At 74.4% G+C, this 21,655-nt stretch carries 13 protein-coding genes and 1 tRNA gene; 9 read left to right on the top strand and 5 right to left on the bottom strand.

Going from position 1 to position 21,655, the window contains the following annotated elements; genetic code table 11:
* The coding region (locus tag ACH9EU_RS13115; RefSeq protein ID WP_396414357.1) for a 3'-5' exonuclease at positions 1–831 on the bottom strand (831 nt) is incomplete at its 3' end.
* A gap of 105 nt (positions 832–936) precedes the next feature.
* On the opposite strand from ACH9EU_RS13115, the gene ACH9EU_RS13110 reads away from it, so the two are divergent.
* From ACH9EU_RS13110 to ACH9EU_RS13100, 3 genes are all read left to right on the top strand, one after another.
* Positions 937–4,248, top strand: a complete 3,312-nt coding sequence (locus ACH9EU_RS13110; protein WP_396414356.1) for a PD-(D/E)XK nuclease family protein — start codon at positions 937–939, stop codon at positions 4,246–4,248.
* Between the two features lie 53 nt (positions 4,249–4,301).
* Positions 4,302–7,784 (top strand): UvrD-helicase domain-containing protein, encoded by a 3,483-nt coding sequence (locus ACH9EU_RS13105; protein ID WP_396414355.1) that lies wholly within the window; start codon positions 4,302–4,304, stop codon positions 7,782–7,784.
* A 358-nt stretch (positions 7,785–8,142) separates the two neighbouring features.
* Positions 8,143–8,814, top strand: a complete 672-nt coding sequence (locus ACH9EU_RS13100; protein WP_396414354.1) for a hypothetical protein — start codon at positions 8,143–8,145, stop codon at positions 8,812–8,814.
* A gap of 221 nt (positions 8,815–9,035) precedes the next feature.
* Here the strand turns inward: ACH9EU_RS13100 and ACH9EU_RS13095 are convergent, their stop codons facing one another.
* Positions 9,036–10,172: a macrolide 2'-phosphotransferase gene (locus tag ACH9EU_RS13095; protein WP_396414353.1), complete on the bottom strand. Its 1,137-nt coding sequence runs from the start codon at positions 10,170–10,172 to the stop codon at positions 9,036–9,038.
* A gap of 101 nt (positions 10,173–10,273) precedes the next feature.
* Between ACH9EU_RS13095 and nudC the strand changes: the two genes are divergently transcribed.
* Both nudC and ACH9EU_RS13085 read left to right on the top strand, forming a co-directional pair.
* A complete protein-coding gene (nudC, locus tag ACH9EU_RS13090; RefSeq protein WP_396414352.1) occupies positions 10,274–11,317 on the top strand; it encodes an NAD(+) diphosphatase in 1,044 nt (347 codons plus the stop codon).
* On the top strand, positions 11,314–13,137 hold the full coding sequence (locus ACH9EU_RS13085; protein ID WP_396414351.1) for a UvrD-helicase domain-containing protein: 1,824 nt from the start codon (positions 11,314–11,316) through the stop codon (positions 13,135–13,137). The genes nudC and ACH9EU_RS13085 overlap by 4 nt, the downstream gene beginning before the upstream one ends.
* On the opposite strand, the gene ACH9EU_RS13080 is transcribed toward ACH9EU_RS13085, so the two are convergent.
* Positions 13,128–13,901, bottom strand: a complete 774-nt coding sequence (locus tag ACH9EU_RS13080; RefSeq protein WP_396414350.1) for a ThiF family adenylyltransferase — start codon at positions 13,899–13,901, stop codon at positions 13,128–13,130. The genes ACH9EU_RS13085 and ACH9EU_RS13080 overlap by 10 nt on opposite strands.
* Before the next feature lie 177 nt (positions 13,902–14,078).
* Here ACH9EU_RS13080 and ACH9EU_RS13075 point away from each other — a divergent pair, with 177 nt between their 5' ends.
* Positions 14,079–14,645 (top strand): YgjP-like metallopeptidase domain-containing protein, encoded by a 567-nt coding sequence (locus tag ACH9EU_RS13075; protein ID WP_396414349.1) that lies wholly within the window; start codon positions 14,079–14,081, stop codon positions 14,643–14,645.
* Here the strand turns inward: ACH9EU_RS13075 and ACH9EU_RS13070 are convergent.
* Positions 14,621–16,075: a zinc-dependent metalloprotease gene (locus ACH9EU_RS13070; protein WP_396414348.1), complete on the bottom strand. Its 1,455-nt coding sequence runs from the start codon at positions 16,073–16,075 to the stop codon at positions 14,621–14,623. The two genes, ACH9EU_RS13075 and ACH9EU_RS13070, sit on opposite strands and share 25 nt — an antisense overlap.
* A gap of 222 nt (positions 16,076–16,297) precedes the next feature.
* Between ACH9EU_RS13070 and ACH9EU_RS13065 the strand changes: the two genes are divergently transcribed.
* From ACH9EU_RS13065 to ACH9EU_RS13055, 3 genes are all read left to right on the top strand, one after another.
* Positions 16,298–17,377, top strand: coding sequence for a S16 family serine protease (locus tag ACH9EU_RS13065; protein WP_396414347.1), 1,080 nt, complete (start codon positions 16,298–16,300; stop codon positions 17,375–17,377).
* Between the two features lie 160 nt (positions 17,378–17,537).
* Positions 17,538–20,504, top strand: coding sequence for a UPF0182 family membrane protein (locus tag ACH9EU_RS13060; protein ID WP_396414346.1), 2,967 nt, complete (start codon positions 17,538–17,540; stop codon positions 20,502–20,504).
* 57 nt (positions 20,505–20,561) lie between these two features.
* Positions 20,562–20,638: transfer RNA gene (locus ACH9EU_RS13055), tRNA-Met, on the top strand.
* Between the two features lie 150 nt (positions 20,639–20,788).
* On the opposite strand, the gene ACH9EU_RS13050 is transcribed toward ACH9EU_RS13055, so the two are convergent.
* Positions 20,789–21,532, bottom strand: a complete 744-nt coding sequence (locus ACH9EU_RS13050) for a PspA/IM30 family protein (protein WP_396414345.1) — start codon at positions 21,530–21,532, stop codon at positions 20,789–20,791.
* Positions 21,533–21,655 lie beyond the last annotated feature (123 nt).

The raw sequence follows: 21,655 nt of genomic DNA, 5'->3' as shown, positions 1-21,655 counted from the left end.
GGCGTCCTCGGGCCGGCGCAGCGGCCAGGCTCCGTCCACCGCCGCGTCCGGGCGCGTGCGCCGGAAGTACTCCTGCAGGCTCGCCGCCTGCCCGGCCGCCCAGCCCACCTGCTGGGCGTGCAGCTCCGCCGCCGGGCGGGCCAACTCGGGGAAGCGCCGCGCCATGAGGACGGCCAGCCGCTCCGTCGCCATCGAGTCGGCCGCGGAGGTGTGCGCGGCGGTCAGCTCCACCCCGTACTCCTCGCACAGTGCCCCCAGCGTCCGCTTGCCGCGCCGGTACCGGTGCACCTGCTTGTTGAGCACGTAGGGGTCGAGCACCGGGAAGGGCGTGGGGACCTCGACCCCGTGCCGCAGGCCCTCGTGGGCGAGGACCGTGAAGTCGTAGGAGGCGTTGAACACCAGAACGGGGGTCCCCGCGGCGAACAGCCGCCCGAGCACGGCGGCGATCTCCGCGACCACCTCGGACGCGGGACGCCCGTCGGCGCGGGCCCGCTCGGTGGTCACGCCGTGCACGGCGGCGGCCGCCTCGGGGATCTCGACCCCGGGGTCGGCGAGCCACTCCCACTCGTCGGTGACCGTGCCGGCGGCGTCGGTGCGGACCACGGAGGCCGTCACGATCCGGGCCGTGTGGGGATCCCGGCCCGTGGTCTCGAGGTCGAACGCCGCACGCGGGGCGTCCGTCCAGGAAGCCGCCCCCGGGTCCCCCTCGGGGCCGAAGAGGGCGCCCTGCCGCGCGGGCGGGTCCGCGGCCGGAGGACCGGCGGACCGGGCGCGCAGGGGAGCGGCGTCGAACAGGGGCAGCTGGTCGGTGGGACCCGATGGCGAGGACATGGCCCCACCGTACCGGCCACCACCGACCCGCCAAGAGCGCCGGGTCCTGCGTGCACGGGGCCCCGAGGCGCTACGGCGTCGGAGCGCCGTGATGGGATGGGACCCATGCGGCCGACCCAGGAGACCATCCCCGCCGCCCCGCACGGGGCGGGACACGTGCGCTGGACCCTCGTGCCCCCGCGGGCCGGGGCACCGGCACAGGGCCCGTGGCGGCCGACGCCCGAGCAGGCCGACGTCGCCGGCCTGCCGGCCGGCTGCGGCCCGCGGCTCGTGCTGGGCGGGCCGGGGACCGGGCGGACCCGGGTGCTCGTGGAGCTGGCCGCCCGCCGGATCGCCGGGGGCCTCGACCCGGACCGGCTGCTCGTGCTGACCCCGTCACGGATCTCCGCGGCCCGGGTGCGCGACGACCTCACCGGCGCGGTCTGCGCGACCATGAGCTCGCCGCCCGTGCGCGCCTGGCAGTCCTACGCCTTCGACCTGCTGCGCCGGGCCCGGAACGAGGAGCTGCTCCCGGGCGTGGCACAGAGCCCGAAGCTGCTGTCCGGGCCCGAGCAGGACGTCCTGATCGGGGAGCTCATGGCCGGGCACGCGCAGGGGGAGGGAGCTCCGGTCGTGTGGCCCGCCGACCTGCGGGAGGCCCTGGGCACGCGCGGGTTCCGGCAGGAGGTCCGCGAGCTGTTCGACCGGATGTCCGAGTACGACCTCGCGCCGCAGGAGCTCCGCGACCTCGCCCGGCGGCTGCGCCGGGACGACTGGGCCGCCGCGGCCGTGATGCGCGCCGAGTACCTGGCCGTGCGCCGGCTGCGGATGCCCGAGTCCTACGACCCCGCGGCGATCGTGAGCGAGGCCGCCCGGGTCCTCGAGGAGCACCCGGAGTTCCTGCGGGCCGAGCAGGAGCGACTGCAGCTCGTGCTCGCCGACGACCTCCAGGAGGCGACGCCGTCGATCCACCGTCTGCTCTCGGTGCTGTGCCGCGGCCGGGACGTGGTCGTGACCGCGTGCACGGACACCGTGGTCCAGGGGTTCCGCGGCGCCCGCCCGGACCTCCTGCGCACCCTGGAGGACCGCCTCGCCGAGCCGGGCCGGCCCCTCGAGCGCCACCTCCTGTCCACGAGCCGGCGCATGCCGCGGGCCGTCGCCGAGGCCTGGGTGCGGGTCGCCGAGCGCGTCCCCGCCGTCGCCGGGGCGCGTCACCCGCGCGGGGAGCGGACCGGCGAGCAGGACGCGGGCGACGTCACGGCCGTGGTGCTGCCGTCCGCGCTGCACGAGGCACGGTGGATCGCCCACCAGATCCTGGAACGTCACCTGGTGCACGGGGTCCCGCCGGCGGAGATGGCCGTGATCGTGCGCGACGGGCGGCGGCTGGAGGGGCTCGAGCGGCAGCTCTCCGCTCTGGGCGTGCCCGTGAGCACGTCCGCCGCCGAGACCCCGGTGCGGGACGAACCGGCCGTCCGCCCGCTGCTGGGCGCGCTCCGGATCGTGACCGGCGCCGGGGGGCACGGGAACCCGGGCGCGCTGAGCGCCCAGGCCGCCGTGGAGCTGCTCACCTCGCGGATCGGCACCGCGTCGCCGATGGACGTCCGGCGGCTGCGCCAGCGGCTGCGCGCCGACGAGCTCGCCGCCGGCGGGGGGCGCACGAGCGACGACCTGCTCGTGGAGGCTCTCGTGGCCCCCGGGGCCCTCGAGGCGGCCGGCGTCCGCTCCGTGCCCGCCCGGAGGATCTCTCGCATGCTCGCGGCGGGCGTGCGGGCGCTCGAGGATGAGGGGGCGACCGCGGAGACCGTGCTGTGGGCACTGTGGGCGGCGGCCGGAGTGGCGGAGCCCTGGCGGCGCAGGGCTCTCGAGGGCGGTCCGGCGGGCGAGCGGGCGGACCGGGACCTCGACGCCGTGGTGGGGCTGTTCGAGGCGGCCGAGCGGTACGTCGACCACCTGCCGGGGGCGAGCCCCGCCCAGTTCCTGGACTACATCGACAGCCAGGAGCTGCCCATGGACACCCTCGCGGCCCGCGCACCGACCGACGAGACGGTCGAGATCATGACGCCGGCCACCGCGGCGGGCCGGCAGTGGCCGGTGGTCTTCGTGGCCGGGGTCCAGGAGGGCGTGTGGCCCAACACGCGGTTGCGCGGGCAGCTGCTCGGCGCCGACCTGCTCACCGACGTCCTGGACCTCGGGGTCGAGCAGGCGCTGCGCGTCACCCCGGTCACCCGGATGCGCGAGGTCCGGACCGACGAGCTGCGCTCCTTCGCCGCGGCGGTCTCCCGCAGCAGCGGCACGCTCGTGGTGACGGCGGCCTCCGACGAGGACGAGCAGCCCTCGGAGTTCCTGGACCTCGTGGACCCCGAGGGGACCGCGGAGGGCGGCAGGCCGGTCGTCGAGGCTCCCCGGCCCCTGACGCTGCGCGCCCTCGTGGCCGAGCTGCGGCAGTGGGTCCAGCGCCACGACGACGACCCCGGGCGCGCCGAGGCCGCGGCGCGCCTGCTGCACGGCATCGCGCACTCGGCGCGCCCGGTGCCGGGAGCGCACCCGCGGACGTGGTGGGGGGCGGCCGGGCTCACGAGCACGGGCCCGGTGTTCGACGACGGGGTGCCCGTGCCCGTCTCCCCGTCCCGCATCGAGACCATCCACCGCTCGCCCCTGGACTGGTTCGTGGCCGCGTCCCGCGCCGAGGCGGCCACCGACCTCAGCCGCAGCCTCGGCTCGCTCGTGCACGCGATCGCCGAGGAGATGCCCGAGGCCTCCGGCGGCGAGCTCGTCGCCGAGCTGGAGCGGAGGTGGCACACGCTCGGGTTGCCGGACACCTGGGAGTCGGCGGCGCAGCTCGAGCGCGCCCGGCAGATGCTGCGCAAGTTCGCCCAGTACGTCGTCGACGCCCGCAGCCGGCACGGACGGCGGCTCGCCTCGGTCGAGGGCGCCTTCAACGTGCTGGTCCGGGGCAGGGCCCGCAGCGCGCTGCTGCGGGGCCGGGTGGACCGGCTCGAGGTCGACGAGCAGGGCCGCTACGTCGTCGTCGACCTGAAGACGGGCCGGAACCAGCCGCCCGGGGCGAAGATCGCCGAGCACCCCCAGCTGGCCGCCTACCAGGTGGCGCTCACGGCCGGGGCGGGCACGGCGATGGCCGGCGGGGACGACGACGTCACCCTGGAGCTGCCCGAGGGGACGGTGACGGAGCTCTCCGGCGGCGCCCTCCTCGTGCAGCTGGGGACCACGACGCGCTCCCCGTCCGTCCAGCAGCAGGAGCCCCTGGACCCGGGAGCGGAGTGGGCCCGCGAGCTCATCACGCGCGCCGCGGAGCTGGTGGCGGGGGACCGGTTCACGGCCCGGCACGACCGGTCCGAGGGCACCTTCGGGGGGCACGGGTGCAAGCTGCCCCAGATCTGCCCCCTGTGCGCCGAGGGCCGACAGGTGAGTGAGCCGTGAGCGCCGCCGCAGGCCCCCGGCCGACCCGTGACGACGAGGTGACGAGAGCGAGCATGACCGAGAACCCCCACCCCGGCCACCCGTACGGAGGCGTCGAACCCCGCTGGACCCCCGAGGACCTGGCGGAACGGCTCAACGCCCTGGAGACGGGCGGCGCGCGGGTGCCCACACCGGAGCAGTCCGCCGTGATCTCGGCGCCGCTCTCGCCGCGCCTCGTGGTGGCGGGCGCGGGGTCGGGCAAGACCGCCACCATGGTGGACCGCGTCGGGTGGCTCGTGGCCAACGGCGTGGTGGCCCCGGACCAGGTGCTCGGCGTGACCTTCACCCGCAAGGCCGCGGGGGAGCTCGGGGAGCGGATGCGCCTGCGGCTGAACCGGCTCCGGGCCCTCGACCTCGTGCCGGCGCCGGAGGGCGACGACGACGTCCCGCCGGCTCCCCAGGACCCGACCGTCAGCACCTACCACTCCTACGCGAACACCCTCGTGCGCACCTACGGGCTGCGGATCGGCATCGAGACGGACACCACGCTCCTCGGCCAGGCACAGACGTGGCAGCTGGCGGCGCAGACGGTCGAGTCCTGGACCGGGGACCTGCTGGAGAGCATGCCGGCGAAGTCGACCATGGTGAAGGCCGTCCTGGACCTGGCGTCGGCGTGCGCGGAGCACCTGGTCGACCCGTCCGCGGTCGAGCGGTTCGCCGCCGGCCTCCTGGGGCAGCTGGCCGACACGCCGCCGGGCCGGCGGAAGAAGAGCCTGGGCACGCACCTGAAGAAGGTGGAGGACAACCAGCGCACCGCCTGGATCCTCGCCGAGCTCGTGGCCGAGTTCTCCCGCCGCAAGGAGCAGGCCCAGGCCATGGACTTCGGCGACCTCCTCTCCGCCGCGGCCAGGCTCGCCGAGGAGGACCCCGTGGCCCGCGGCGCCGAGCGGGAGCGCCACCGCGTGGTGCTCCTGGACGAGTTCCAGGACACCTCGCACGCCCAGCTGCGGCTCTTCGCCGCCCTGTTCGGGCGGGGCCACTCCGTGATGGCCGTGGGCGACCCCCAGCAGTCGATCTACGGCTTCCGGGGAGCGTCCTCCGGGCAGCTGTTCGGCTTCTACGACTCCTTCCCCGTGGGCCCGGGCCAGGACGGGGAGCCCAGCTTCCTCACGACCGCCTGGCGCAACTCCACGCGGATCCTCGACGTCGCCAACGCCCTCGCGGCCCCGCTGCGCACCCTCCCGGCGTGGGCGCGGGGATCGTCGTCCGTGTCGGTCCCGCCCCTCGAGCCCCGCCCGGGCGCCGGTCCCGGCGAGGTGCGGGTCAGCCGCTACGCCACCGACGTCGAGGAGGCCGCCGCGCTCGCGGAGCAGGTGCGGGCACGGCGGGAGGTGCACCGCGGCGGGGACGAGTCGGACATGCCCACCATGGCCGTCCTGTGCCGCAAGCGGTCCCAGATCGAGCCCGTCCGCCGGGAGCTGGCCGCCCGCGGCATCCCCTACGAGGTCGTGGGCCTCGGCGGCCTGCTGAGCACGCCGGAGGTCGGCGACGTCGTCGCGACGCTGCGGGTCCTCGACGACCCGGGCCGCTCCGACGCTCTCGTCCGGCTCCTGGCGGGTGCCCGGTGGCGGATCGGCGCACGCGACCTCATGGCGCTCTCCGACTGGGCCGCCCACCTGGAGCGCCGCCGGACCGAGGCCGCGCGCGCGGGCCGGCCCGAGGACCTGGACAGCCCCGCCACCGCGGCGGAGGCCCAGGAGGACGCGCTCGTCGAGCCGGACCTCTCCGACCACGCGTCGCTGATCGAGGCCCTCGAGACCCTCCCCAGGCCCGGCTGGACCTCCGCACACGGGCGCGGCCTCTCGACGGCCGCCCGGGAGCGGATGAGCCGGCTGCGGGGCGAGCTGGAGCACCTGCGCTCCTACCTCTCGGACGACCTGCCGAGCCTGGTGCACGAGGTCGAGACCGTCATGGGCCTCGACGTCGAGGTCGCCGCCCACCCCGGCCGCTCCGCCCACCACGCCCGGCGCAACCTCGACGCCTTCCAGGAGGCCGCACGGACGTTCGTCTCGTCCTCGGCGACGGGTGACGTGTCCGCGTTCCTCGCCTGGCTCGACGTCACGCTCGCCGAGGAGAACGGCCTGGAGCCCGGACCCGGCCGGACCCGGCGGGACGCGGTGCAGCTGGTGACCGTTCACTCGTCCAAGGGCCTCGAGTGGGACCACGTGTACGTCCCGGGGCTCAACGCGAAGAACTTCCCCACGGACCGGCCCGCCCGGTGGACGCTGGACACGGGGACCCTGCCGTGGCCGCTGCGCGGCGACGCCCGGTTCCTGCCGCAGTGGTCGGTGGACACGACCGACCTCAAGGCCCTCGACGAGTCCCACCAGGAGTTCCTGGAGCTCGCCGCCCAGCACGCCCAGGACGAGGAGCGCCGCCTGGCATACGTGGCCGTCACCCGCGCCCGCGAGGTGCTCGAGCTCTCCTGCAGCGTCTTCCGGGGCACGTCGGTCAAGGGTCAGGACCCGTCCGCGTTCGTCGCCGAGCTCGAGCCCCTGACCGAGGGGCCCGCCCCCGTGGTCCGCCGCGGAGCGTGGGCGCAGGTCCCGGAGGGCGCCCGCAACCCGGCGGCCGCCACGGTGCTCAGCGCCCCGTGGCCCTACGACCCGCTGGAGGGGCCCGAGGTCACCGAGACGGTCACGGGAGGGGACGGCACGAGCGTGGTCCGGGTCGACCCGCCCCCGCACCGCGGCCGCCGGGCCCTCCTGGAGCGCGCGGGACGGGCCGTGCTCGAGCGGGGGTTCGGGGAGACCGCGCGGCTCGGCGACGAGGACCTGCTCGACGCCGCCGGGCGCGACGGGCGCCAGCCCGATCCGCGCCGGTGGTCCGAGGAGACGACGATCCTGCTGGCCCGCCACGAGGACGGGCGCGGCGAGCGGACGGTGCCCATGCCCTCGCACGTCTCGGCGTCGACGCTGGTGGCGCTCGCGCGCAACCCCCTCGAGGTGGTCTCCGGGCTGCGCCGGCCCATGCCCCGCCGCCCCGGCACGGCGGCCCGGCGGGGCACCACCTTCCACGCGTGGATCGAGCAGTACTACGGCAGCTCGGCGATCTTCGACGTCGGGGACCTTCCCGGAGCGGCCGACGAGTACGTGGACGAGGCCTACGACCTGCCGGACCTGGCCGCGACCTTCCGCTCCGGGCCCTGGGCCGACCGCCAGCCGCACGCCGTGGAGTTCCCCCTCGAGACCCCGATCGCGGGGATCACGGTGCGCGGGCGGGTCGACGCGGTGTTCCGCAACGGGGACGGCACGTGGGAGCTGGTGGACTGGAAGACCGGCCGCGCACCGGCGGGCCGGGAGCTCCGGGAGCGCTCCGCGCAGCTGGCCGTCTACCGGCTGGCGTGGTCCCGGTTGCAGGGCGTCCCCCTCGAGGACGTCACCGCCGCCTTCTACTACGTGGTCGAGAACCGGGTCGTGCGCCCGTTCGACCTCGCCGGTGCGGAGGAGCTGGAGGCCGTCGTCAGGCAGGCCTACGACGTGGTGCTGCGTCCCTAGCACGACAGTCGCGTTCAGAAGGTGTGGGCGCGGAACTCGCAGTGGTGGTCCCTGGCACCTTGTTGGTGTCTTTCGACGCCGGCATCAGCGTTTCAGGCGCAGAAGCAGTGCTCCATCTCCGGCGGGCAGGCCGGCGAGCCGCCGGCGAGGAGCCGGTGTCCGGCCTGGTCCCGCGGGAGGGCTATGAGAATCGGAAGGGAGAAGGTGTGCCGCAGCGCGGGATCTCTTCCACCATGGTCCGGACGGTGTGACCCGATCGAGGGCGCCGGCCGTCACGGCGAGCGGGCAGCCGCGGCCCCGATGTCAGAGCTGTCTGCTGCCCCTTGTGCCTGTCGGCGTCGAGGTCTACCTTCATCCCATGGCTCGGCGGATTCGCGGAGATGCGACAGCGGCGGCCGTCATCGTGGCGGGCTCGGCGGCGTTCCTGTCCGGGGCCTTCATGCCGGTCTCGCGGGTGTATGTGGAAGGAGATCCGCAGCGCAAGTCGGCCATTCTGCGGGCGGCCCCCAGGCAGTGGAGAACCCAGCAAGTGCTCTTGGCCGCAGGCACATCTGCGTTGCCCGTTGGGGTGGTGATGCTCGCCCAGCACTGGGATGCGGGAAGCGAACGGGGCAGCCGGGAGCCCTTGGCGGGGCAGCGGCTCGCCGACGGCGCCGCGCTGGCGTTGGTCGCGGGAGCTGGTCTGTTCCTGGGTCACCTGGAAGCGCGATACAGGGATCCGGAGGCCTTCGCGTCGGGGAGTGTGCCCATGTGGCCCTTCCGGGGGTACATGGGGCTGAGCCTTGCCGGGATGGCTGCCCTGGGTGGCGGGCTGCTGGCACGGGCGCGCGCTCACGACGATTCCGGCACCGTGCCAAGGGACCCGCGCTGGCCGGGTTGGCTCAATGTGGGCGGGGCCGGAGTCTTCGCCGCCGTCCTGGTGGCTACCGGTGACTTGCCGCCCCTGCTGGTCTACGTCGTGGAGCTGGCGACCGGGGTCGCGCTGATACGGCAGGTCGGCCGGGGCGCCGATCCGGGGACGCCGGCCTGACTCCTCGCGGATCACTCAGCGATGGTCCAGGACCGCGCCCCGGCGGGCGGGGAGATCCGGGCGCTCCGCGAGGCCGGCCGTCCACCGGCCGGCGTGGTCCCGGTGGCAGGGTGTCCCCCTCGAGGACGTCGCCGCCGCCTTCTACTGCGTGGCCGAGAACGGGGTCGTGCGTCCGTTCGACCTCGCCGGCGCCGAGGAGCCGGAGGCGTCGTCCGGCAGGCCTACGACGTGGTGCTGCGCCCCTGGGCCGTACCGGGCCCCTGGGCCGTGCCCGGCGCCTCGGCCGTGCCGGGCCCCTGGGCCGTGCCGTCGGCGTCCCCGGTCGTGACGGGCGTGACCCGGTCGGTGGTGGGCCGGGCCGACGGTCGCGGCCGCCGGGCGAGGTCCTGCTCGAGAAGCGCGAGCATCCGCACGGCGTCGGCGACCATGTCCTGCTGGCCGCGGTCCATGCCCCGCACCAGCCACTGCGCGAGGGCCATCTCCGCGTCCAGCCGGGCGCGGTCCAGCAGGCACGGGTCCGGCTCCCGGTCCGGGGCCTGGAAGGACGTGCTCCGGCAGGCGGCCGAGTAGGCCTCGAGGACGCCCTCGGCGAGCCGGGCGTCGCGCACGGCGATGAGCCACGCGAAGTCCGTGGCCGGATCGCCCACGTGCAGGTCCGTCCAACCCGTCACCCCGCGCACTCTGCCGTGGGAGATCACGAGGTCGTCCTCCTGCAGGTCCCCGTGGACGACCCGGGGCTCGAACCGCCACACGGAGCCGTCGTCCACCGTCGTCCGCCACCGTCGCAGCAGCGCCTCGGGCACGCGGCCCGTGGACTCGGCCCGGTCCAGTTCCGTCGCACGCCGCTCCCGGCACTGCTCGGCGGTGTAGCTCGGCAGGTCGGCGTCGAGGACGAGGCGCTGCGGCAGGGCGTGGACGGCCGCGAGCAGACGTCCCAGCTGGACGGCGAGGGTGGGCGGGGGATCGGCGCTCGGCGCGTGCCGCTGGTGCTCCGGGTCCGGGTCGGCCGCCATCCGGGCCAGCGCCTCCATGCTCAGGGGAGCGCCCTCGATGTGGGAGTGGACGAAGGCGCGCAGCTGCCCGTGCTCCACGGAGCCCACGGCAGTCGGGACCAGGAAGGGGAGCCTGGACCGGACGGCCGGGGTGAAGGAGCGCAGCACCAGGTGCTCCGTCTCCAGACGGACGCTCGCCTCCGGCGTCAGCGGGGAGCGCACGCGCCACCGCCGCCCGGACGCGTCGACGACCACGGCGGAGCGGAAGTCGGCGTCGTCGTCGGGGGAGGGGCCCACGGCCACGGGCGCCAGCCCGGGGACGCCCGCGGCGGCGACGGCGGCCAGGTGCTCGAGGGACGTGCTCACGCCGTCCACCCTACAAGAGGGCACGTGCGGTGCGATCGAGGTCGTCCCCGGCCGTCCCCGCGCGGGCACCGCCGTCGGTGCGGGTCGCTACAGTGGGAGGCGTGTCCGCCTCCACCGTTCCCGTACCCGAGCCCGGTCCCCGTCCGCCGCGGCTGGAGCTCTCCGGCCTGCCGTTCGCGGCCACGGCCCTCGACCGCGACGCCGTCGACCGCGAGGCCCGGGACGTGCGGCGGCTCGCCGCGCAGGACCCGGAGACCCTCGTGCTCGTGCTCGCGGGAGGTCTCGCCCCCGTGGCCGGCGACGCCCTCGTGCTCGTGCCGGCCGTCGACCTCCCACCCGTCCCCGAGGACCCCCGCCGGCCCGAGGTGTACCTCGGCCGGCTCCCGGACGCGGGTTCCTCACCGGCGCCCCGGGTGCTCCTGCGCACCGTGCCGGCCGCCGGGGGAGCCGCAGGTGAGCCCGGCCCGCTGCCGGACGCGGTGGCTGCGGCCGCTCGGACGGGAGAGGGCCTCCGCTGGGCGGGCCTGCGCGAGCTGGGCCCGGTCCTGGCGGCCGGGGAGACCGCGCTGCTCGTCACGGCGCAGTCCGTGGGGCTGTGGCACCTGGACCACCCCCGCTGCCCGCGGTGCGGAGGACCCACCGAGGTGATCCGCTCCGGGTGGGCCCGGCAGTGCCCGCACGACCGCTCCCTGCACTTCCCGCGCACCGACCCCGCGATCATCGTGGCCGTGACGGACGGGCACCCCGACCCGGCCCGGGAGCGGCTGCTGCTCGGCCGTTCCGCCCAGTGGCAGGCCAACCGCTTCTCGACCCTCGCGGGCTTCGTGGAGCCGGGGGAGTCGCTCGAGCACGCCGTGGTGCGGGAGGTCGCCGAGGAGTCGGGACTGGTCGTCGACGACGTCGAGTACCTCGGGTCCCAGCCCTGGCCGTTCCCCCGCTCCCTCATGCTCGGCTGCCGCGCCGTCGCCCGCTCGGGCGCCGTGGTCCCGGACGGCCAGGAGATCCTCGAGCTGCGGTGGTTCACCCGGGCGGAGCTCATCGACGCCGCCCGCACCGGCTCGGTGACGCTCCCCGGGCGCGTCTCCATCGCCCACGCCCTGATCGAGCACTGGCTCGGCACGTCCCTTCCGGAGACCGCGTGGTGAGCGCGCAGGACCCGGCGGCTCCCACCGGGACGAGCCTCGACGAGCAGATCCTCGCGGGGCTGGACCCGGAGCAGCGCGAGGTCGCGACCACGCTGCGGGGCCCGGTCTGCGTGCTCGCCGGGGCGGGCACGGGCAAGACCCGGGCCATCACGCACCGGATCGCCTACGGCATCGCCACGGGGGTCTACACCCCGCAGAAGGTGCTGGCGCTCACCTTCACCGCGCGCGCCGCCAACGAGATGCGCAACCGGCTGCGGAGCCTCGGGGCCGCCGGGGTGCAGACCCGGACGTTCCACGCCGCCGCGCTGCGCCAGCTGCAGTACTTCTGGCCGCAGGCCGTGGGAGGTCCCCTGCCCGGGCTCGTGGAGCACAAGGCCCGGCTCATCACCGAGGCGGCCCAGAACATGCGCCTGTCCACCGACCGCGCGGCCGTGCGCGACCTCGCCGCCGAGATCGAGTGGGCCAAGGTCTCGATGCTGACCCCGGACACCTACCCGGCCCGCGCGGCCGGACGCGACATGCCGCTGGGCTACGAGGTCCGCACCGTGCAACGGCTCTACCAGTCCTACGAGGAGCTCAAGACCGACCGGCACCTCATCGACTTCGAGGACGTCCTGCTGCTGACGGTGGCCGTGCTCGAGGAGGACGAGAGGGTCGCCGCGACCGTGCGGGAGCAGTACCGGCACTTCGTGGTCGACGAGTACCAGGACGTCTCCCCGCTGCAGCAGCGACTGCTCGACGCCTGGCTGGGCGGACGCCAGGACGTGTGCGTGGTCGGCGACGCCTCCCAGACCATCTACTCCTTCACCGGGGCCACGTCGCGGCACCTGCTCGAGTTCCCGCGCCGGCATCCCCAGGCCCGGGTGATCAAGCTCGTACGGGACTACCGCTCTACCCCGCAGGTGGTGGAGACCGCCAACCGGCTGCTGGCCGCCCGTCGCCCGGGTGCCGGGTCGACGCCCGGGGCGTGGGCCACGCCCCTGCACCTGGAGGCGCAGCGGCCGGACGGGCCGCGGCCGTCCTGGAACGAGTACCCGGACGACGAGGCCGAGGCCGCCGGGACCGCCGCGCGGATCAAGGACCTCGTCGACGACGGCGTGCCGGCCGCCGAGATCGCCGTCCTGTTCCGCACGAACGGCCAGTCCCAGGCCTTCGAGTCGGCCCTCGCCGAGGCGGGCATCGGCTTCCAGCTGCGCGGCACGGAACGGTTCTTCAACCGCCCGGAGGTCAAGCAGGCCGTGGTCCAGCTCCGCACGGCGGCGCGGGCCGCCGAGGCCTCGGACGACCCCGTGCGGCTGGTGCGGGACATCCTCTCCTCCCTCGGCTACTCCGACCGGGCGCCGCGGTCGACCGGGGCGGTGCGGGAGCGGTGGGAGTCGCTGGCCGCTCTCGTCTCCCTCGCCGACCGGATGGCGGCGGAGGCGACGGCCCGCGACGAGGAGTTCACCCTCCCCGACCTCGCCGCGGAGCTCGAGCGGCGCGTGACCCAGCAGGACGCCCCGGTGATGGACGGGGTCACGCTCGCGTCCCTGCACTCGGCCAAGGGCCTGGAGTGGGACGCGGTGTTCCTGGCGGGTCTCAGCGAGGGCCTCGTGCCCATCGGCTTCGCCGAGACCGACGACGAGATCGACGAGGAGCGCAGGCTCCTCTACGTGGGCATCACTCGTGCCCGGGAGCACCTGGTGCTCTCGTGGACGCTGTCCCGAACCCCGGGCGGGCGGCCCTCGCGGCGGCCCTCACGGTTCCTCGACGCCCTGCGGGAGCCGGACATCCCGCGCCGGGCGCCGCGCCGGTCGCGGCCGGTGCGCGCTCACTCCTGATCGAGCCCGCACAGGCACCGGCTCCGGTCCAGCTCCAGCTCCAGCACGGCCTCCGGCCACGGCGGGGCGAAGAGGCGTGCTCCTGGGGGACTCTCGTCGGGGACGTCCGGCCCGGTCCACAACCCGGCCAGGGCCACGGCGAGCACGTCGACGGCCAGCTCCGCCGCGACGCCCTCCGCGTGCGCCGGCCGCGCCCACACCTCCAGGACCCGGGCACGGCCGCGCGGCTCGGCACCGGGCTCCAGCCGGTCGAGCGTCGACTCGACGCAGTCCGGGCACGGACGGTGGGCCCACGGGACCGTGGGCCAGCGCATCAGGAGCTCCCCGTGCCGGTGCAGGGACACCAGGGGGTGCCGCGGATCGAGGGAGGCCGGCTCGGGCGGCTCCCCGCCCGTCGCCCGGCCCAGCGTCCCGGCGCTGCGCACCACCATCGTCCCGGGCAGCAGCGCGCCGGGGAACAACTCCGGGGCGCTCACCGGTGCGCAGCGGGGATCGAGCTCCCGGAGCCTGCGGCGCAGGGCCGCCTCGCGGGGCCGGCCGACGTCCGCCGGCCGGTACGCACCCGCCTCGAGGTCGGTGGCGGTCACCGGACGGGGATCGTTGACGTTGAGCCCCAGCACGCCGCAGCGCACCAGCCGCACGGCCACGGCCGCGGCGAGCCCGTCGAGGCCCAGCAGGAGGACGTGGACCTCGTCCGGACGGGGATCTTCGAGGCTCGTGCGGAGGAGCTCACGGCCGCGGCGGGGTGGTGCAGGGGTCGGCACGGAACGCCACCTCCCGGTACGGGCGGACGGGACGCTGACACTCTCGCGCGTCCCCGGCGTCCGCGCCGCCCGGAGCGGCCCCTCCACAGTGCACGAGTCCACAGTGCACGAGCGGGCGCCGTCCACACCCGTCCGTCCCGGTTTCGCGGTCCGTCCCACGGCGTGTTCAATGACCCCATGCCCGTACCGACACAGCCCGAGGTCGTCGTGCGCCGCTCCGCCCGGCGCCGCAAGACCGTCTCCGCGCACTGGAGCGAGGACACGGTCGTGCTCTCCGTCCCGCAGGCGGCCACACGGCGCGAGATCGAGCACTGGACCCGGGAACTGGTGCCCCGGGTCGTGGAGCGGCGGCGCCGCGAGGCCCTCCGGGGTGCGGAAAGGCGCTCCGAGGACCGCCTGCTGCACCGTGCCCGGGAGCTGTCCCGGCGCCACCTCGAGGGCCGCGCCGAGCCCTCGGACGTGCGCTGGTCGGAGCGTCAGAACACCCGCTGGGGCTCCGCGACACCGGCCACCGGCGTCATCCGGATCTCCGCGCAGCTGCAGGACGCGCCGGACTGGGTCCTGGACTTCGTGCTGGTGCACGAGCTCGCCCACCTGCTCGAGGCCGACCACAGCCCCCGGTTCCGGGAGCTGGAGGCCCGCTACCCGCTCGCCGGGAGGGCGCAGGCCTTCCTCGACGGCGTGGCCTGGGCCCGTCGGTCAGAACCGGCCTCCGAGGGTCAGCGGGACGCGTCCCCGTCCTGAGGACCGCCCTCGCCGGAGCCACGGCCGGGACCGCCGTCGGCCGGTCCGCCGCGGTCCGGCCCCGGGCCGCCGGGCTCTCCGTAGCCTCCCGAGAGCAGCCGCTGCAGGGCGGCGTCGACCTCGTCCTCGGACGCGGTCAGGAGCCCGCGGCGCTCGGAGAACCCGGCGGGGTCGTCCAGGTCCTCGTCCGTCGGCAGCAGCTCCGGGGCGTCCCACAGCCCGTCCCGGTCCTGCACGCCGCGGCGCTCACCCACGTACTGCCAGAACTCGGCGGCCTCCCGCAGCCGGCGGGGACGCAGCTCGAGACCCACGAGGGACCCGAAGGCGTGCTCGGCCGGTCCGCCCGAGGCGCGCCGGCGCCGGACGGTCTCCGACAGCGCACCGGCGGAGGGCAGGTTGGCCGTGGAGGCGGCCGTCACCACGTGCACCCAGCCCTCCACGAGCGCCAGCACCGTCTCCAGCCGCTTGAGGGTGACCTGCTGGTCGGGCGTCTGCTGCGGGGCGAAGATGCCGGAGGACAGGGCCTCCTGCATGCTCGAGGGGTCCATGGGGTCGATGTCCCGGGCGGCCTCCTCGATGCGGGCCATGTCGATGTGGATCCCCGCGGAGAAGCGCCTGACGAGGTCCAGGACGTGCTGGCGCAGCCACGGGTTCGCCGTGAACAGCCGGACGTGGGCCGCCTCCCGCACGGCGATGTAGAGCATGATCTCCTGGGCCGGGATGTCCAGGCCCTCCCCGAACTCCTTGATGCTGGCGGGCAGCAGGGCGGAGCGTCCCTCCGCGAGCGGGAGCCCGATGTCGGTGGAGCACAGCACCTCGCGGGAGAGGGCGCCGATGGCCTGGCCGAGCTGGACGCCGAACAGCATCCCGCCGGCTCCGGCCAGCATCCCGGAGGCCCCGCCCATCATGCTGGACAGCTCGGGCGGCAGCTGCTGGGTCAGGGCGTCCGTGAGGGCCTTCGTCACGGACTCGGCGACGGGTCCGGTCATCTCCTTCCAGGTGTCCTGCGTGGCCTCGATCCACTCGGCCCGGGACCAGGCCTGGGGGCTGATCGAGGTCTGGCCGAACTCGGTGTGCCCGCTCAGCCACAGCTCGGCCAGCCGCATGGCGTCCTGGACGGCGCCGCGCTGGGCGGCGGTGACGGACGGGTCGCCGTCGGCGGAGGCGATCCGGCGGGCGTGGTCGCGGGCGAGCGTCCAGTTCACGGGACCCTCCGATGCGCCGCCGCCCATCATGGACTGGATCTGCTGGAACATCATCGACATCGCCTGCGGGTCCATCGGCACGCCGGCGCGCTGCAGGTCCTCGGGGCTCATGCCGCCCTGTCCCATGAGGCGTTCGAGCATCTCCTGGAAGGGGTCCTTCCGCCCGTCGCCGGGGCTCTCGTCCGGGTCGTCCCCGGGTCGGTCGTTGGGAGGCTGCGGAGTCATCTGTCCACCGTTCGTCGGCTCGGGTCGTCGGGTCGCGCGGTCGCGCCCGGTCTCTCTGGTCCCCAGCGTAGCGAGCGGGGGACGGCGCCGACCACGGGCCAACTCCCAGTTCGCTGGAAGCTCAGGGGCAGGTCCCGCGCGATAGACTGGACCGTCCTGACCGGAGGCGCCACGGCTGCCGGTCACGACACGCCCACCGCCGCCGAACGCCGAGGACCGCCCGTGACCGACGCCCGCCGCCCGAGCCGAGCCCTGCGCCGCCGTGGTCTCGAGTCCTGGGCGCTGCTGGGGTCCACCGGGCTGCTGCTGGCCGGCGCGTTCCTGCCGGCTCCCTTCGTCGTCGAGGCACCCGGGCCCACGTTCAACACGGTGGGGGAGCACGACGGGCGGCGGCTGCTGAAGGTCTCCGGGGCACCCACGTACGAGACCCGCTCCACCCTCGACCTCACGACCGTCTACGTCACCGGGGGACCGGACCGGCCGGTCACCGTCCTCACGGTGCTGCGCTCCTGGCTGGACCCCACCGCCTCCGTGGTCCCGGCCGACACCCTGTACCCCCACGACGTCTCCGCCGAGGACGTCACCGAGTCGAGCATGGTGGCGATGAGCTCTTCGCAGGAGAACTCCGTGGCGGCCGCCCTGACGCACCTGGACCGGGACTTCGGCACGGAGCTGGCCGTGCAGGGCACCGTGCCGGACGGACCGGCGGAGGGGCGGCTGCGCCACGGCGACGTCCTGCGGGCAGTGGACGAGGAGCCGGTCTCCTCGCTGCCGGCCCTCAAGGACGCCCTCGACGCGGCGGGGGAGAGGGGCGTGACCCTGCAGGTCGAGCGCGCCGGGGAGGAGCTGGACGTCCGGATCGACACCGTGCGCGACGACGCGACCGGGAACTGGCAGCTGGGCGTCTACCTCCTGCCGGACTACGACTTCCCGGTCGACGTGGACTTCGAGCTCGAGGACGTGGGCGGACCGAGCGCGGGCCTGATGTTCGCCCTCGGGATCGTGGAGGAGCTGACGCCGGGCTCCCTCGCCGGCGACCGGCACGTCGCCGGCACCGGGTCGATCGCCGCGGACGGGGACGTCGGGCCCATCGGCGGGATCCAGCAGAAGCTCTCCGGGGCCGCGGAGTCCGGCGCGGACCTGTTCCTCGCCCCCGCGGCCAACTGCGGGGAGGTGCAGGGGCACGTGCCCGAGGGCCTGACGGTCGTGGCCGTGCGCTCGCTCGACGACGCCGTGGCCGCCGTCGGGGCCGCCGGTCGGGGCGAGGACCTCTCGGCACTGCCGGGATGCGGTCCCTCGTGACGTGTCCGGCGGCCCCCGGCGCGCTCGATTGCACCCCTGAGAAGGCCACGGGCAGAATGGACAGGGTGCGCCTGCCGCCCGCCGAGCCTCCGGGCCCGGCACCCGGGCCCGGCATCCGGGCGCCACACCCGAAGAACGACGCGAAATGCAGAGGTAACCAGTGACCGCCGGACCCACAGCCCCCCGACCACCGAGGCAGAAGCCGGACGGACCGCGGCGGAAACGGGGTGCTCTCTGGCCGACCGCGATCGTCGTCCTGGTCCTCGTGGCCGCGTTCGTGAGCCTGACCCAGGTCTACACCGACGTGCTCTGGTACGACCAGCTCGGCTACCTCAGTGTGTTCGTCACCGAGAACCTCACCAAGATCGCGATCTTCGCCGTCTCCGCCGTGCTCGTGGCGGCGCTGATGTTCGCGAGCCTGTTCCTGGCCTACCGGGGCCGGCCGATCACGGCCGAGTCCATCGTCGACGACAACCTGCGCCGCTACCAGGAGGCCCTGGAACCGGTGCGCAAGATCGTCATCGTGGTCGTGCCCGTGCTCTTCGGCCTCTTCGCGGCGAGCACGGCCATGACGCAGTGGGACACCGTCCTGCTGTTCTTCAACCAGGAGCCGTTCGGGGAGGAGGACCCGCAGTTCGGCCTCGACCTGGCCTTCTACGTCTTCACCCTCCCGTTCCTGCGCTTCCTCCTCGGCTTCTTCGTCTCGGCGATCCTGCTGGCCGGTGTCGCCGGGATCCTCATGCACTACGTGTACGGCGGGATCCGGATCACGGAGCGCGGGCTGAGCACCACCCGGGCCTCCCGGGTCCACCTGGGCGTGCTCGCTGCCCTGTTCCTGCTGATGCAGGCCGCGAACTTCTGGCTGGACCGCTACTCCACCCTGCAGTCCACGTCGGGGGGATGGACCGGGGCCCTGTACACGGACGTGAACGCCGTGATCCCCACGAAGGCGATCCTCGCGGCCGCCGCGCTGATCGTCGCTATCCTGTTCGTGGTCGCCTCGATCATCGGGCGGTGGCGTCTGCCGCTCATCGGGACGGCGATGCTGCTCGTGGTGGCGGTCGTGGCCGGCGGGATCTACCCGTGGGTCGTCCAGCGCTTCCAGGTCACCCCCACCGAGCAGGCCCTGGAGAACCAGTACATCCAGCGCAACATCGACCTCACCCGCGCGGCGTACGGGCTCGACGCGGCGGAGGTCATGCCGTACGACGCGACCACGGAGACCGAGCAGGGCGCCCTGCGCCAGGACACGGAGACGACGTCGAACATCCGCCTGCTGGACCCCAACGTGGTCTCCGCGGCGTTCTCCCAGCTGCAGCAGTTCCGCCCGTACTACCAGTTCCCCGACACCCTCAACGTGGACCGCTACGAGATCGACGGCGAGGTCCAGGACACGGTGATCGCCACCCGCGAGCTGAACCCGGGCCAGAACCAGGGCTGGTTCAACCAGCACGTGGTCTACACCCACGGCTACGGCGTCGTGGCCGCCTACGGCAACCGGGTCGAGGCGGACGGGAAGCCGCAGTTCATGCAGGCCGGCATCCCCTCCCGCGGCGTCATCTCGGACGACTACGAGCCGCGGATCTACTTCGGCGAGGACTCCCCCGAGTACTCCATTGTCGGCGGCGGCGAGGGCGACGAGCCCCTCGAGCTGGACCGCCCGCAGACCGCGGGCGACGAGGCGGGGGACGCGAAGACGACCTTCCGCGGCGACGGCGGGCCGAGCATCGGCAACTTCTTCAACCGGCTCGCCTACGGCATCAAGTTCCAGTCCTCGGACCTGCTGCTCTCCGACGCGGTGCGCCCGGAGTCGCAGATCCTCTACGACCGCGACCCCCGCGAGCGCATCGAGCGGGTCGCGCCGTACCTGACGGTCGACGGCTCCCCCTACCCGGCGATCATCGACGGCCAGGTCCAGTGGATCGTGGACGCCTACACCACGTCGGACGCGTACCCGTACTCGACGCCGTCCGTGCTCCAGGAGGCCACCCAGGACGCGCAGACCGCCCAGGGCGCCGCGGCCACGCTGCCGCCCGAGCGGGTCAACTACATCCGCAACTCCGTCAAGGCCACGGTCAACGCGTTCGACGGCTCGGTGGAGCTCTACGCCTGGGACGACCAGGACCCGCTGCTGAAGGCCTGGCAGAACGTCTTCCCGGAGACGCTCAAGCCGTACTCCGAGATGTCGGCCGAACTCATGGCCCACGTGCGCTACCCGCAGGACATGTTCAAGGTCCAGCGGGAGCTGCTGAACCGGTACCACGTCACGGACGCGAACAGCTTCTACGCGAACGACGACGTGTGGTCCGTGCCCAACGACCCGACGCAGGACGCGAACGTCGCACTGCCCCCGTACTACCTGTCGATGCGGATGCCCGGCGAGGAGCAGGCGAACTTCTCCCTCACCACGTCCTTCATCCCGCAGCAGTCGGAGACGGGCAACACCCGCAATGTGATGTACGGCTACCTCTCGGCCAACTCCGACGCCGGGACCGGTGAGGACGGCGTCAAGAGCGAGGAGTACGGGAAGCTGCGACTGCTCGAGCTGCCGCGCTCCTCCGTGGTCCCGGGCCCGGGCCAGGCACAGAACCTGTTCAACTCGGACACGGACGTCTCGACGGAGCTGAACCTGCTCCGCCAGGGCGCCTCCGAGGTGATCAACGGCAACCTGCTGACCCTGCCCGCGGGCGGCGGCATGCTCTACGTCCAGCCGGTCTACGTGCAGTCCTCGGGCGACGCGGCCTATCCGACACTGCGTCGCGTGCTCGTGGGCTTCGGCGAGGAGGTGGGCTTCGCCCCGACCCTCGAGGAGGCGCTCGACGAGGTCTTCGAGGGCGACTCCGGTGCCCAGACCTCCAGCGGCGCCGGCGTGGACGACGCCGAGGCCGGTGGCGAGGACGGCCAGGGCGGCGGTGGCACCCCTGCCGGTGGCGGCCTGGAGGGCGCGCTGCAGGAGGCCAACGAGGCGATCCAGCAGTCCGAGCAGGCGCTGCGGGACGGCGACTGGACGGCCTACGGCGAGGCGCAGCAGCGGCTGCAGGACGCGATCCGGCGTGCCCTCGAGGCGGACGGCGCCGTCGCGCCCGAGGCCGAGGGCGCCCTGGCGCCGGAGGACGGCCAGGAGTAGGGCCACCGGGGGCGATTTGCAGGCCCGCCCCGCGGCACGTATAGTCGTACATGTCGCCGCGGGGTGGAGCAGTTCGGTAGCTCGCTGGGCTCATAACCCAGAGGTCGCAAGTTCAAATCTTGCCCCCGCAACCAGATGAAGGCCCCGGACCGTACAGGTCCGGGGCCTTCGTGCTGTCCCCGGCACGCTGGGCGGCTCCGGGCCGGTACGCGCAGGTCCCGCCGGCGTGGTGCCGGGGGGACCTGCGCGTGCGCGGGGCGTGCGCCCCGGCCAGGACCCTGCGGTCAGATCTCCTCGGAGGAGACGATCCGCTCCCCGCTGCGGGCCTTCAGAGCGGCCAGCCGCGCCTCGATCTCGCTCTGCTGGCCCAGGGACTCGAGGGACTCGAACTGGGCGTCCAGCGAGGAGGCGGCCAGCTCCTGCTGGCCGAGGACCCGCGCCTCCTCCCGGCGGATCTTGTCCTCGAAACGGGAGACCTCGCTGGTCGGGTCCAGCACGTCGAATGCCTTGAGCGCGTCCTGGACCTGCGCCTGCGCCTGGACGGTCTTCTGCCGGGCATTGAGCTCGTCGCGCTTGTTGGACAGCTCCTGGAGCTTGCCCCGCATCCGGTTCAGGCCGTCCTTGAGCTTCTCGACGACCTCCGTCTGGGACTGGATCTGCGGCTCGGCGCCCCGGGCCTCCGTCTCGTACTGCAGCTGCCGCTGCAGCGCGACCTTGGCGAGGTTGTCGAACTTGTCCGCCTCCGAGGCCCGGCCCGAGGACCGGAACTCCTCCGCCCTGTTGGAGGCGGCCAGGGCCTTGTTGCCCCACTCGCGCGCCTCACGGAGGTCCTCGGCGTGGTCCTGCTCCAGCAGCCGGAGGCTGCCGATGGTCTGGGCGACGGCGGCCTCGGCCTCGCGGATGTTCTCCGTGTAGTCCCGGACCATCTGGTCCAGCATGCGCTGCGGGTCCTCGGCGGCGTCGATCATGGCGTTGATGTTGGCCTTCGCGAGCTGGGCGATGCGGCCGAAGATGGACTGCTTGATCATGGTTCCTTCTCTGTTCCGGTTGGTCTGGTCCTCGTGGGCTGGTCCTCGTGGTCCCGTTCTCGTGGTCCCGTTCTCGTGGTCCCGTTCTCGGGGTCTGGTGGTCGTGGTCCGGTGGTCGTGGTC

The sequence above is a fragment of the Kocuria rhizosphaerae genome (assembly GCF_044462265.1).
Taxonomy (GTDB): Bacteria; Actinomycetota; Actinomycetes; order Actinomycetales; family Micrococcaceae; genus Kocuria; species Kocuria rhizosphaerae.
The sequence above is the reverse complement of the archived record's forward strand: the minus strand, read 5'-3'. Positions and strand labels throughout refer to the sequence as shown.

Bases quoted from the DNA above. Each gene is read 5' to 3' on its own strand.
- ACH9EU_RS13100 (WP_396414354.1), top strand. From the start codon at position 8,143: ATGGCTCGGCGGATTCGCGGAGATGCGACAGCGGCGGCCGTCATCGTG.
- ACH9EU_RS13050 (WP_396414345.1), bottom strand. From the start codon at position 21,532: ATGATCAAGCAGTCCATCTTCGGCCGCATCGCCCAGCTCGCGAAGGCC.
- ACH9EU_RS13105 (WP_396414355.1), top strand. From the start codon at position 4,302: ATGACCGAGAACCCCCACCCCGGCCACCCGTACGGAGGCGTCGAACCC.
- ACH9EU_RS13110 (WP_396414356.1), top strand. From the start codon at position 937: ATGCGGCCGACCCAGGAGACCATCCCCGCCGCCCCGCACGGGGCGGGA.
- ACH9EU_RS13070 (WP_396414348.1), bottom strand. From the start codon at position 16,075: ATGACTCCGCAGCCTCCCAACGACCGACCCGGGGACGACCCGGACGAG.
- ACH9EU_RS13075 (WP_396414349.1), top strand. From the start codon at position 14,079: ATGCCCGTACCGACACAGCCCGAGGTCGTCGTGCGCCGCTCCGCCCGG.